The 12,654-nt window shown below is 61.0% G+C and carries 11 protein-coding genes and 1 tRNA gene; 2 read left to right on the forward strand and 10 right to left on the reverse strand.

Translation table 11 applies throughout. The features are described 5' to 3' along the window. Positions 1 to 88: 88 nt before the first annotated feature. Positions 89 to 3,595, reverse strand: coding sequence for a DNA-directed RNA polymerase subunit beta (gene rpoB / locus ABQM86_RS15220; RefSeq protein WP_043471397.1), 3,507 nt, complete (start codon positions 3,593 to 3,595; stop codon positions 89 to 91). A gap of 471 nt (positions 3,596 to 4,066) precedes the next feature. On the opposite strand from rpoB, the gene ABQM86_RS15225 reads away from it, so the two are divergent. Beyond that, positions 4,067 to 5,266, forward strand: a complete 1,200-nt coding sequence (locus ABQM86_RS15225) for an acetyl-CoA C-acetyltransferase (protein ID WP_369744814.1) — start codon at positions 4,067 to 4,069, stop codon at positions 5,264 to 5,266. A 34-nt stretch (positions 5,267 to 5,300) separates the two neighbouring features. Beyond that, entirely contained in the window at positions 5,301 to 5,783 is a 483-nt protein-coding gene (locus tag ABQM86_RS15230; RefSeq protein WP_242703355.1) for an aminoacyl-tRNA deacylase, read from the forward strand. A 128-nt stretch (positions 5,784 to 5,911) separates the two neighbouring features. Here ABQM86_RS15230 and rplL read toward each other — a convergent pair whose 3' ends face one another. From rplL to ABQM86_RS15275, 9 genes are all read right to left on the reverse strand, one after another. Next, complete coding sequence (rplL, locus tag ABQM86_RS15235) at positions 5,912 to 6,289, reverse strand: 50S ribosomal protein L7/L12 (RefSeq protein ID WP_011775604.1); 378 nt, start codon at positions 6,287 to 6,289, stop codon at positions 5,912 to 5,914. Positions 6,290 to 6,365: 76 nt separating this feature from the next. Then, entirely contained in the window at positions 6,366 to 6,968 is a 603-nt protein-coding gene (gene rplJ, locus ABQM86_RS15240) for a 50S ribosomal protein L10 (protein WP_089595808.1), read from the reverse strand. Between the two features lie 302 nt (positions 6,969 to 7,270). Then, positions 7,271 to 8,440 carry a GNAT family N-acetyltransferase gene (locus tag ABQM86_RS15245; protein ID WP_280623263.1) on the reverse strand — a complete coding sequence of 390 codons (1,170 nt, stop codon included), beginning with the start codon at positions 8,438 to 8,440 and terminating at the stop codon, positions 7,271 to 7,273. Next, a complete protein-coding gene (locus ABQM86_RS15250) occupies positions 8,419 to 9,525 on the reverse strand; it encodes a GNAT family N-acetyltransferase (protein WP_369744816.1) in 1,107 nt (368 codons plus the stop codon). The genes ABQM86_RS15245 and ABQM86_RS15250 overlap by 22 nt, the downstream gene beginning before the upstream one ends. A 106-nt stretch (positions 9,526 to 9,631) precedes the next feature. Beyond that, positions 9,632 to 10,339 carry a 50S ribosomal protein L1 gene (gene rplA / locus ABQM86_RS15255; protein ID WP_090817733.1) on the reverse strand — a complete coding sequence of 236 codons (708 nt, stop codon included), beginning with the start codon at positions 10,337 to 10,339 and terminating at the stop codon, positions 9,632 to 9,634. 147 nt (positions 10,340 to 10,486) lie between these two features. Then, positions 10,487 to 10,918 carry a 50S ribosomal protein L11 gene (rplK, locus tag ABQM86_RS15260; protein ID WP_011775609.1) on the reverse strand — a complete coding sequence of 144 codons (432 nt, stop codon included), beginning with the start codon at positions 10,916 to 10,918 and terminating at the stop codon, positions 10,487 to 10,489. Positions 10,919 to 11,048: 130 nt separating this feature from the next. Beyond that, positions 11,049 to 11,903, reverse strand: a complete 855-nt coding sequence (nusG, locus tag ABQM86_RS15265) for a transcription termination/antitermination protein NusG (protein WP_089595812.1) — start codon at positions 11,901 to 11,903, stop codon at positions 11,049 to 11,051. Between the two features lie 114 nt (positions 11,904 to 12,017). Further along, complete coding sequence (secE, locus tag ABQM86_RS15270) at positions 12,018 to 12,299, reverse strand: preprotein translocase subunit SecE (RefSeq protein ID WP_024817604.1); 282 nt, start codon at positions 12,297 to 12,299, stop codon at positions 12,018 to 12,020. Between the two features lie 80 nt (positions 12,300 to 12,379). Next, positions 12,380 to 12,452 (reverse strand) — tRNA-Trp (locus tag ABQM86_RS15275). Positions 12,453 to 12,654: the final 202 nt, after the last annotated feature.

Raw genomic sequence — 12,654 nt, forward strand, 5'->3', positions numbered from 1 at the left:
TCTTGTTCTCTAAATTCTGAAGTCTTGGTTACGGGAAGAGGGAGCTGTTCCGACGGACAGTTGTTGAGGCTGCCCGCCGGAACAGCTGCTAGACCTCTTCTACGGAACTGGGCTCTGCACGAGACAGATCGATGCCCAGTTCTTCCGCAGCCGTGAAGACTGCGTCATCAGAGTCACGCATTTCGATCGTGGTTCCGTCCGTGGAAAGAACTTCCACGTTCAGGCACAACGACTGCATTTCCTTGATCAAGACCTTGAAGGACTCGGGAACGCCAGGCTCAGGGATGTTCTCGCCCTTGACGATGGCTTCGTAGACCTTCACACGACCATGGATGTCATCCGACTTGATCGTGAGGAGTTCCTGAAGCGTGTAGGCAGCACCGTAAGCTTCGAGCGCCCAGACTTCCATTTCACCGAAGCGCTGGCCACCGAACTGAGCCTTACCACCCAGCGGCTGCTGCGTGATCATGGAGTACGGGCCGGTGGAACGCGCGTGGATCTTGTCGTCCACCAGGTGGTGGAGCTTCAGGATGTACATGTAACCGACGGAGATCGGGTCCGGGAACGGCTCGCCGGAGCGGCCGTCGAACAGACGGGTCTTGCCGGAGGAATCGATCAGGCGGTCGCCGTCGCGGGTCACGTTGGTGGAGTCAAGCAGACCAGTGATTTCTTCTTCACGGGCGCCATCGAACACCGGGGTGGCAACGGTGGTCTGGCCGGTTTCACGGGGCAGGTTGGGCAGGTTCTTGACCCACTCCGGCTCGCCTTCGATCTTCCAACCGGTCTTGGCGACCCAACCGAGGTGGGTTTCCAGGACCTGTCCAACGTTCATTCGACCCGGAACACCAAGCGGGTTCAGGACGATGTCCACCGGGGTACCGTCTGCAAGGAAGGGCATGTCCTCGATCGGGAGGATCTTGGAGATAACACCCTTGTTGCCGTGACGGCCGGCGAGCTTGTCGCCGTCGGTGATCTTACGCTTGGCTGCTACGTAGACGCGGACCAGCTGGTTCACGCCCGGGGGCAGTTCGTCGTCGTTGTCGCGGTCGAAGACGCGCACGCCGATGACCGTACCGGACTCGCCGTGGGGCACCTTCAGGGAGGTGTCGCGGACTTCGCGGGACTTCTCACCGAAGATGGCGCGGAGAAGGCGCTCTTCCGGGGTCAGTTCGGTTTCACCCTTAGGGGTGACCTTTCCAACCAGGATGTCGCCGGCTTCAACCTCGGCACCAATGTGGATGATGCCACGCTCGTCCAGGCCTGCAAGGACTTCCTCGGACACGTTGGGGATGTCACGCGTGATTTCCTCGGCACCAAGCTTGGTGTCGCGGGCATCAATTTCGTGCTCCTCGATGTGGATGGAGGAAAGGACATCCTCAGCAACAATGCGCTGCGACAGGATGATGGCGTCCTCGAAGTTGTGGCCTTCCCATGACATGAATGCCACGAGCAGGTTCTTACCGAGGGCCAATTCACCCTGGTCCGTTGCGGGACCGTCAGCGATGATGCCGCCAACTTCCAGGCGCTGGCCTTCGTTGACCAGGACACGGTGGTTGTAGCAGTTGCCCTGGTTGGAACGGGCGAACTTGTTGATGCGGTAGTTGGTCTCAGTACCGTCGTCGTTGATCATGACAACCAGTTCGGCGGAGACTTCGGTGACCACACCTGCCTTCTTCGCGATGACAACATCACCGGCGTCGACGGCTGCTGCGCGCTCCATGCCGGTGCCCACGAAAGGAGCCTCGGAACGGACCAGCGGCACGGCCTGGCGCTGCATGTTGGCACCCATGAGTGCACGGTTTGCATCGTCATGCTCGAGGAACGGAATCAGGGCAGTTGCCACGGACACCATCTGGCGCGGGGAAACGTCCATGAACTGAACGTCAGCGGCGGGAACCAGAACAGGCTCGCCTCCACCACCACGGGCACGAACAAGGACGGTCTCTTCAGAGAACTTCTTGTCAGCATCCAGCGGAGCGTTGGCCTGTGCAATCAGGACCTCGGCTTCGTCATCGGCAGTCAGGTACTGGACCTCGTCGGATACGACGCCTTCGGAGACCAGGCGGTACGGCGTCTCAATGAAGCCGAACGGGTTGATGCGGCCGTAGGATGCCAGCGAACCGATCAGACCAATGTTCGGGCCTTCAGGGGTTTCGATGGGGCACATACGTCCGTAGTGGGACGGGTGAACGTCTCGGACTTCCATGCCTGCACGGTCACGGGACAGACCACCCGGGCCAAGTGCCGACAGGCGGCGCTTGTGGGTCAGACCCGACAGCGGGTTGTTCTGGTCCATGAACTGCGACAGCTGGGAAGTTCCGAAGAACTCCTTGATGGCTGCAACAACGGGACGGATGTTGATCAGCGTCTGCGGCGTGATGGCCTCGACGTCCTGTGTGGTCATGCGTTCGCGGACGACGCGTTCCATACGGGACAGACCAGTGCGGACCTGGTTCTCGATCAATTCGCCCACGGCGCGGATGCGACGGTTGCCGAAGTGGTCGATGTCGTCGACGTCGACGCGAAGCTCGTGGTCTTCGCCGTCGCGCTTGCCCATGAGGGTCTTCTCGCCGGCGTGGAGCGCGACGAGGAACTTGATCATGGCAACGATGTCTTCAACGTGCAGGACCGAGGCTTCCTTGTCACCAAGGGAGCGGTCGATGCCGAGCTTGCGGTTGATCTTGTAACGGCCAACCTTCGCAAGATCGTAGCGCTTGGCGTTGAAGTACAGGTTGTCCAGCAGGGACTGGGCAGCCTCGACTGTGGGCGGCTCGCCCGGACGCAGCTTGCGGTAGATGTCCAGAAGCGCGTCTTCGCGGGTCTCGGTGGCGTCCTTCTCCAGCGTTGCACGCATGGAGTCGTACTGGCCGAACTCTTCCAGGATCTGGCCTTCGGTCCAGCCGAGGGCCTTCAGGAGAACCGTGACCGACTGCTTGCGCTTGCGGTCGAGGCGAACGCCGACCTGGTCGCGCTTGTCGATTTCGAGTTCGAACCATGCACCACGGGACGGGATGATCTTCGCAGTGAAGATGTCCTTGTCACTGGTCTTGTCGGCGGTGCGCTCGAAGTAGGCGCCCGGCGAACGGACCAACTGGGAGACAACAACACGCTCGGTGCCGTTGACGACGAACGTTCCCTTTTCAGTCATGAGGGGGAAGTCGCCCATGAACACGGTCTGCTGCTTGATTTCGCCCGTGTTGTTGTTCATGAACTCGGCCTTGACGTACAACGGTGCCGAGTAAGTGGCGTCACGGTCTTTGCATTCGGCCATGGTGTACTTCGGGTCAGCGAACTCCGGCTCGGAGAAGCTCAGGGACATGGTGCCCTGGAAGTCCTCGATGGGGGAGATCTCTTCGAAGATGTCGGCAAGTCCGGAGGTGGTGGCGACGCTGAGGTCGCCCTCCTCGACAGCCTTCGCTACCCGCGCCTGCCAGCGTTCGTTTCCGACGAGCCAGTCAAAGCTGTCCGTCTGCAGGGCGAGAAGATTCGGAACATCAAGCGGTTCATGAATCTTTGCGAATGAGAGGCGGCGGGTGGCACCATCGGTGCTTGCCGTGTTAGCGGTTTCGTTATTAGAGGTGCTCGAGGCGACCAAGAGGGATCCTTCCACAGACCTTCAGGCGTTTTCAGATCTCCCCCGTTTGCATCCCGCAGAGTGCTCCGCAGGATACTTATTCCGGTTCCGCTATATGACCCGGACCCAGTCCACTCATTGGCTATGCACGTTAAGGAACGGCACGTCAATGGCGCAGCTGAGAGGTAAAGCCCACCGCTATATGAAGGCTGAAGGTTAACAGGGAAGACGCAAATATCTACGATACGGCAAAGCAGCCTTTCTGTCTACCCCAGATCGTCCGTGATTGCAAGCACCGTTGCTGCAGGCACCTAAGCGGCGCGCGCCACAGGCATCCACCAGCCGCGCAACCGAAGCTTCAGCAGGCATCCACCGCGAACGAGCTCCTGCAAAAGAGATGGAATGCAGCGGAAGGCACAACCGTTGAAAGGGTAGGCTGGCGCACGCCCCGCGATAGCCTTGCACCACCACTCCCGGATCGGAAGAGAGACCATGACCAACTCCGCTGACGACAATGACGTTGTCATCCTTGCCGCTTCCCGTACCCCACAGGGTCGACTCAACGGCCAGCTGGCGGGCTTCACCGCCGTCGACCTTGGTGCACATGCCATCACCGCTGCCCTGGCCGCCAGCGGCGTGAAAGCCGAACAAGTGGACGCCGTGATCATGGGGCAGGTGCTCCAGGCCGGAGCGGGCCAGAACCCGGCCCGTCAGAGCGCTATTGCAGCGGGCGTTGGCTGGAATATTCCAGCCCTGACCATCAACAAGGTATGCCTCTCCGGGCTCACTGCCGTCATTGATGCCGCGCGGATGATCCGCAGCGGTGACGCCACCGTAGTGGTGGCCGGCGGCCAGGAATCCATGACCCGGGCACCGCACCTCCTTCCCGGCTCCCGGCAGGGCTGGACCTACGGTGCAATCCAGGCCTTGGACGCAGCGGCCCACGACGGACTCACGGACGCCTTCGACGGACAGTCCATGGGTTTGTCCACAGAAACCAAGAACCTCACCCTTGGCATTGACCGCAAGGCACAGGACGAGGTTGCTGCTGCCTCCCACCAGCGTGCCGCTGCCGCCATCGCGGACGGAACGTTCGACGTCGAAATTGCTCCGGTGAAAGTCAAGCAGCGCAAGGGCGATCCTCTGGTCCTCAGCACGGATGAAGGCGTCCGCCCCAACACGACAGTGGAAACCCTGGCGCCGCTCAAGGCCGCGTTTGCTACCGACGGCACCATTACGGCAGGAAACTCCTCTCCACTGTCCGACGGCGCCTCCGCGCTGGTACTGACCAGCCGCCGTTTCGCCGAAGACAACGGCCTGGAATACCTGGCCGTTGTGGGGAAGCCCGGCCAGGTTGCCGGCCCGGACAACTCACTGCATTCCCAGCCTTCCAACGCCATTGCCCAAGCGCTGAAACGGGCCGGCTGGACGGCAGAGGACCTGGACTTCATTGAAATCAATGAAGCGTTCGGCTCCGTGGCGGTCCAATCCCTCAAGGACCTGCGTTATCCGCTGGAGAAGTGCAATATCCATGGCGGCGCCATTGCCCTGGGCCACCCCATCGGGGCGTCCGGCGCACGCCTCGCGCTGCATGCAGCCCACGAACTCAAACGCCGGGGTATGGGTAAAGCCGCAGTGTCGCTGTGCGGCGGTGGCGGCCAGGGTGAAGCCCTTCTCCTGTACCGCGACTAATACGATCTTCGAACGAGGACTGATGGGAAACGTTGTGAATGAACCTGTGACGGACGGCGCTGAGAGGTTCCTGTCCGATGCCGCCGCGCGCGGACTGGACGTTGACGTCGTCGAGCGTCCCGCAGCGCGCAGCCTCGAAGAAGCTGCCGGAATCCTGGGCATCAGCCCTGCGGATATTGTGAAGTCATTGGTGGTCAAACACCGGGATGGCAGCTTCCTGTTCGCACTGATTCCCGGGGACCGCCAGATCTCGTGGCCGAAACTGCGGGCACTGGTGGGTGTCAACAAGCTCTCGCTCCCCCACGCCGACGTCGCTCTGGCCGCCACAGGATACGAGCGGGGAACCATCACGCCCTTGGGCAGCACCACGGCCTGGCCCGTGTACGCCGACGCCACCATCAGCGGGCGTCGCATCTCCATGGGCGCAGGTGCGCACGGCCGGAGCGCTTTCGTGGACGCGGACGCCCTCACCGCCGCACTGGGCGCAGTAGTGGCGGACATCAGCGAACCCAACTAGCTCGCAATTGAGCGCGTTTTGAGCCGTCAAAACGCGCTCAACTGCCACCTGCTTGGGTGCGGTTAAACGCAGGAAGCCCCGCCCGGTTCCTTTGTCGGAACGGGCGGGGCTTCCACAAGCAAGACGAGTTACTTGAGGGTAACCGTTGCGCCAGCTTCTTCGAGCTGAGCCTTTGCCTTCTCGGCAGCTTCCTTGGTGGCGCCTTCGAGAACAGCCTTCGGTGCGCTGTCAACCAGGTCCTTGGCTTCCTTGAGGCCGAGGGAGGTGATGGCGCGAACTTCCTTGATCACTGCGATCTTCTTGTCGCCAGCAGCTTCGAGAACGACGTCGAATTCAGTCTTCTCTTCAGCAGCTTCAGCAGCACCGCCGGCAGCGGGGCCGGCAACTGCAACAGCAGCAGCCGTAACTTCGAAGGTCTCTTCGAAGAGCTTGACGAACTCGGAGAGCTCGATGATGGTCAGTTCCTTGAAAGCTTCAATGAGCTCTTCGTTGCTGAGCTTCGCCATGGTGGCGTCCTTCCATTAGTTGGTGCAGATGCGGACCAGGCCGCTCCATGCACCGGAGTTTGATTGGGGGGAGAACTTAGTTCTCTTCGGTTGCAGCTTCAGCGGCTTCGGCCGGAGCCGCAACCTCTTCAGCAGCAGCCTCAACAGCAGCCTCTTCAGCCGGAGCTTCTTCAGCGGCCGGTGCAGATGCGCCGCCCTCTTCTTCAAGCTTGAGGCGCAGGGCGTCGATGATACGAGCAGCAGCGGATGCGGGAGCCTTGAGGACACCAGCAACGCGTGCAAGCTGCAGTTCGCGGGACTCGAGGGCTGCCAGTGCGGCAACTCCTGCTGCGTCCAATGCCTTGCCTTCGAAGACGCCGGTCTTGATAACCAGCTGCTTGTTGGCCTTGGCAAAGTCCGTCAGGCTCTTGGCAGCAGCAACAGCGTCACCCTTGATGAAGGCGATTGCAGTAGGGCCGGCGAGCTGATCGTTGAATGCTTCAACTCCAGCTTCCTTGGCTGCAATGGCACTCAGGGTGTTCTTGACGACCGAGAACTTGGTGTCCTGGCCGAGCGCAACACGCAGTTCCTTGAGCTGTGCAACAGTGAGCCCGCGGTATTCGGTCAGGACAGCCGCGTTCGATTCCTTGAAATCGTTGGTGATCTCTGCAACTGCGGAGATCTTGCTAGGCGTTGTCATAACCCTCCTTCCGGGGAATAAAGCCGGTCTTCCGGGTCCCCGCTCACGAGAGCTAAAACTAAAAACGCCCCGCGCAGATGCACGGGGCTTGGCTCAACACAGACTGAATCCGTGGAGACTTGCTTCGTTCACCTGCGCCGGCCGCCCTATGTTCAGGGTCCTTCGTCAAGGAATTCACTTTAGCCTCAAGGGCGTAGCTGCAGAATTGAGCTTCGCTCGAAAGAGTGGATTCCCATCAACCGACGGTCTTTGGTATTTCAAGGTTACGGGAGAGTGTTCCCCAAACCAAATCGACGGCGGTACTAGTCCGACGACGTCGTGTCCTTGCCCCGTCCGGGAAGTTCCTTCTGCCAGAGTCCGGTGACGCCCGCCGTCGTAAATCCCAATTGCTTGTTCACTGTGAGGAGGTAGCGGTTCTCGGGCGCGTTCCACGTGTAGATCACCCGGGCATCAGGGAACTGCTCGCTGAGCCGTTCCATGTTGGCCACCTTGATCAGCAGGCCCAGCTTGTTGCCCCGGTGTTCCTGGAGGACCAAGGTGTCGTCTTGGAAAACCACGTCCTGGCGGTGCGCCAGGACGCTGATGGTGGTCAGGCCCACCAAGCGTCCGCTTTCGCTATGCTCGACGGCGGTGACCACCGTGCGTCGTCCCTGCGCCAGGGCGGCGTCTTCTGTTTCACGCAGGACGACGGGATCGAACACCATGCCGCTTGCCTCGACCTCGGGGGCATCTTCTTCCCCCTCATCGCGGACCACCTCGCCGGCAGCATTTTCCAACTCCGCCACGGCTTCAAGCCACGGTTCAGGGCAGCGGTCCGTCCAGTGGTGCAGGACATAGCGGCCGCCATTGGCTTCCTCGGCCTCCACCTGCAGGTCGCCCACCAGTTTGGAGTCGAGGGGCAGGACGCAGGAGCTGAACTGCTCAATGTGCTGCAGGGTGTAGCCGGCACGTTTGGCAAAATCCACTTCCCTGCTGCTCACGGGAATAAAGCCCGCACCGCTTCCAGGGATCAGCTGGTCCTCGGGGACCTCAGTCAGTGATGTTGCAGGATGGTTGGTGTCCACCAGGATCATGGTCCTGCCCTCTGCCCGCGCCAGTTGTTCGGCGGCTTCAAGCAATTGCCGTCCGACGCCCTGGCTTTGATACTCAGGCAGGATATCCAAGGTGAATTCGGCCAGGTCCATGTTGTCGGCCAGGGGCAAGGCAATATCCACGGTGCCCACAATGGCGCCATCGACCTTGGCCACCAGGATGATCTGGCGCTCATAGGGATCGGAGAACTCCAGCAGCTTCTCCAGGGGTGTGTAGGCGAGGTCGTCGCTCCCCCAGGTCTCCATGCGTACCCGTCGGCCTACTTCCACAGCGTCCAGGAAATCAGCGGCGTCGGGGCTGTCCAGGGTGTCAGGCACCCACAGCTGCTCGACGTGAACGGTCTTTGCCTCGTCTACAGTCATCCCAGCCGTTTCTGCCATTCGCCTTCAAAGCCGGAGGGCTTGAATCCCAGGGCGTTATTTATGGCCAGCATATGCCGGTTTTCATTGGCGTTCCATGTCATCACCGACGTGGCGTCTGGCCAGAGGTCCCTTGCGCGACGAAGATTGGCGATCTTGACCAGCATCCCCAAGCGGTGGCCACGGTGTCCAGGGGCCACCAACGTGTCCTCCTGGTAGATCACTGCAGGCAGGGCTGCGCGATGTGTCAGGACTGTGTAGGCAGCCAGCTCACCAGTGGCGTCGTGCCGGGCAACCGCCACCACCGGGTCAACACCGCCCGCCCTCCAGGCGGATTCTTCCTGGCGTACCCGGGCGGCATCCCAATCTTCACCCTCCCAGCCCAACCCGGCGATGGGCACTTCCGTGCTCATGAGGCTTTTGAGTCGCGCGAAGACGTCCACCAGATGGTCCGGGCAACGGTCCTGCCAGGCGATGACGCTGTACCCGGCAGCCCGCTGCACAGCCTCAGCCTCGAGCTCCCGCAGAATCTCCTCCCCGACGGGGAAGGGCAGCGTGCTGTTTGTTTCAACCTGTTCCAGCGAGTACCCATGATGGAGGGCGAAAAGGGTGGATGCGGAATCCAGCGGCACACCGCCGGTGCCGGACTTGGCCTCCAGCAACCGGGCCCGTTCCGTGGCCGGCCCGAGTGGCTCCTCGCAGTACCCGTCAAGGGAGATGCGGCCTCTTCCGCGTGCCAGTTCCTCCACAACGCCAAGGATGGCGGATCCAAACCCGCGCCGCCGGAAAGGTGCGGCGACGATGACGTCCACGCCCGCCGTCGTCGTGTTTTCCCTCAGTGGCAGTGTCAGCGTTCCCCGTCCCACCACGGCACCATCGAGATAGGCCAGGAACGCCTGCCGCTCCTCGTACTCACTCCCCCGCCAAAAGACAGCTGCTTCAGCCAACGTGGGACAACGGTCCCGGTTGCCCCAGAGCTCCAGCTGGTGGGAAATGTCCAGCCCATGGAACGCATTGAATTCCGACTCATCGTCACCAGGCTGCGCAGGCACGGGGATCCGTTCTACGGACAGCCCGCCAGGGATGGAAGGGTTCGACGACGACACGCACCACAGCCTACGGCGCACCACTGCCGGTGAACAGGGAACAAGGCAAAAAAGGACCGCCCGGCATAGCCGGACGGTCCTTTATCAGAGCCAGTGCTCGCGAAGCTTACGCGTCGGTGAGAACCTTGGTGACGTTCGGGTCAACGGTGATGCCCGGACCGAACGTGGTGGCAACGGTAGCCTTCTGGATGTAGCGGCCCTTGGAAGCGGACGGCTTCAAGCGAAGCACCTCTTCCAGTGCAGCTGCGTAGTTCTCGGCCAGCTTGTTGGCGTCGAAGGAAACCTTGCCGATGATGAAGTGCAGGTTCGAGTGCTTGTCGACGCGGAAGTCGATCTTGCCACCCTTGATGTCGTTGACAGCCTTGGTGACATCCGGGGTAACCGTACCGGTCTTCGGGTTCGGCATGAGGTTACGCGGGCCGAGGACCTTACCGAGGCGGCCAACCTTGCCCATGAGGTCAGGGGTTGCCACTGCGGCGTCGAAATCGGTCCAGCCGGCTGCGATCTTTTCGATCAGGTCATCGGAACCAACGAAGTCGGCGCCGGCAGCGATTGCTGCTTCAGCCTTGTCGCCGGTTGCGAAAACGAGGACGCGGGCGGTCTTACCGGTGCCGTGCGGCAGGTTGACGGTGCCACGAACCATCTGGTCGGCCTTACGCGGGTCAACGCCCAAACGGAAAGCTACCTCAACGGTTGCGTCGAACTTGGAAGGGTTGGTGTCCTTCGCGAGGGTGATGGCTTCGATCGGGGCGTAGACCTTGTCTGCCTCGATCTTGGCTACGGCTGCCTCATATGCTTTGCTGCGCTTTGCCATGCTGCTGTTTCTCCTTGTGCAGTTGTGGTCTGCGGACCGCGCTGGGCCCTGCCACAGTCGTGGATCCGGCAAGGATCCTGCGACATTTCAAATGTTTCAGATGCCGGTTGCCCGGCGGGTGAAGGCCGCAATGGCCTTCGAAGACTACTAGCCTTCTACGGTGATACCCATGGAGCGGGCGGTGCCGGCGATGATCAGGGCAGCAGCCTTGATGTCGTTGGCGTTGAGGTCTTCCATCTTGGTGGAAGCAATTTCCTCGACCTGTGCCTGGGTCAGCTTGGCAACCTTGACGGTGTGCGGGGTAGCTGAACCCTTGGCGACGCCTGCAGCCTTCTTGATGAGCTCTGCAGCCGGCGGGGTCTTGGTGATGAAGGTGAAGGAACGGTCTTCGTAGACCGTGATTTCCACCGGGATAACGTTTCCGCGCTGGGATTCCGTTGCAGCGTTGTACGCCTTGCAGAATTCCATGATGTTGACACCGTGCTGGCCAAGCGCAGGACCGATCGGCGGGGCCGGGTTAGCGGCACCTGCCTGGATCTGCAGCTTGATGAGGCCGGTGACCTTCTTCTTGGGAGCCAATGTAGGGTCCTTCTCTCAATAGCTTCCTGGGGCACAGGAGCGCGTCCCAGGTTTTTGGCCGCCATGGCGAGGCGGCCGGCCGCTCCCGAACTGCTAAGCAGGCAGGACTGGAGCGAAATTTTGGAATCAGCTAGATCTTGGTGACCTGGTTGAATGCGAGCGTCACCGGGGTTTCGCGCTCGAAGATCGAGACCAGGACCACCAGGGTCTGGGACTCGGGCTTGATCTCGGAGATCGTTGCCGGAAGGGTCTCGAACGGGCCCTCCTTGACGATGACCGACTCGCCGACCTCGAAGTCGACGGCCACGGGAGCCTGGTTCTGCTTGTTGACCGGCTTGCCCTGCTCTGCCTGCTCTTCCTCGAAGACCGGGGCGAGCATGGAGAAGACCTCGTCAAGGCGCAGCGGCACGGGGTTGTGGGCGTTGCCCACGAAGCCGGTGACGCCAGGGGTGTGGCGAACGGCGCCCCAGGAGGCGTCGGTCAGGTCCATGCGGACCAGGACGTAGCCGGGAATGCGAACGCGGTTGATGACCTTGCGCTGCGCGTTCTTGATCTCGACGACCTCTTCCATGGGGACCTGGATTTCGAAGATGTAATCTTCCATGTCCAGGGTCTGGATGCGGGTCTCAAGGTTTGCCTTCACGCGGTTTTCGTAACCTGCGTAGGAGTGGATGACGTACCAGTCACCTTCCTGGCGGCGCAGCTTGCCCTTGAATTCTTCGGCCGGATCGGCCGGAGCTGCAGCAGCGGCGGCTGCCAGGTCGTCGCCGTCGGACTCTTCCGAAGCGTCGTCCTCGTCTGCAACATCGCCGGACGCGTCATCAGATTCGGCGTCGACGTCAGCTTCGAAGTCCTCTTCGGAATCATCGGCGTCGGCAGATTCGGGCGCAGCAGAATCAACCTCGGACTCTTCCGCAGCCTCAACTGCAGCGCCCTCAGTTTCTTCCAGCTCAGTCTCGTTTACCTCGAGCTCCTGCTCAGACACTTGGTCTCCTGCTTCCTCATTGCCTAACATGCCTATTTAAATGGCTCAATTCCGCAAACCCCGCAAAACTCCTGAATTACCGAGGAATTTCACACAGTTTGCGGACAGATCCGCTTAGCGGTCCGTAGCCCCTGACCCACCGAAGACCCAGCTGACTCCCGTGCCGAAGGCCAGGTCCAGAAGGGTGACGATGAGCATCATGATGGCCACGAACACCAGCACCACGAGCGTGTAATTGATCAGTTCCTTGCGGGTGGGAGCAACGACCTTCTTCAGTTCACCAATGACCTGGCGGACGAAGAGAGCAATACGGGCGAAGAAGCCACGATCGGCTTTCTTGGCGGGACGGCCCTTCGAGCTGCTGGCAGCTGTTTCGGTCACCTGGTCCTCACTCACCTTGCAAAGTCGTTGACCCGACTCTGATCAGAGCCATGGTTGCTGCGCTTGCCCCGGCGTTTCCGCCGGGACAGCTTGCGCAGGGCAGACAGGACTCGAACCTGCAACCTGCGGTTTTGGAGACCGCTGCGCTACCAATTGCGCCACTACCCTATGGATCGAATCCATGTTTCAGGCCGCACTTCAGCCTGAGGTGCTTTTCAACACCGGTGAACCAGTCTACGCAAGAATTTCGCGATAGTCGAACCGGCCCGTTTCCGGTCCCCCCAGCCCTAAAAACCCTGTGATCAGCATTATCAGTCACAAAGCCCGGCAGGCACGCGGGAGGTCCGCAGAACAGCATAAGGTAGTTTAC

The organism is Paenarthrobacter sp. AMU7 (assembly GCF_041200195.1).
Classification (GTDB): domain Bacteria; phylum Actinomycetota; class Actinomycetes; order Actinomycetales; family Micrococcaceae; genus Arthrobacter.

What these genes read in the sequence shown, in the direction of transcription:
- rplJ (WP_089595808.1), bottom strand. Translation starts at nt 6,968, where the DNA reads ATGACAACGCCTAGCAAGATCTCCGCAGTTGCAGAGATCACCAACGAT.
- ABQM86_RS15225 (WP_369744814.1), top strand. Translation starts at nt 4,067, where the DNA reads ATGACCAACTCCGCTGACGACAATGACGTTGTCATCCTTGCCGCTTCC.
- ABQM86_RS15245 (WP_280623263.1), bottom strand. Translation starts at nt 8,440, where the DNA reads ATGGCAGAAACGGCTGGGATGACTGTAGACGAGGCAAAGACCGTTCAC.
- rplL (WP_011775604.1), bottom strand. Translation starts at nt 6,289, where the DNA reads ATGGCGAAGCTCAGCAACGAAGAGCTCATTGAAGCTTTCAAGGAACTG.
- rplA (WP_090817733.1), bottom strand. Translation starts at nt 10,339, where the DNA reads ATGGCAAAGCGCAGCAAAGCATATGAGGCAGCCGTAGCCAAGATCGAG.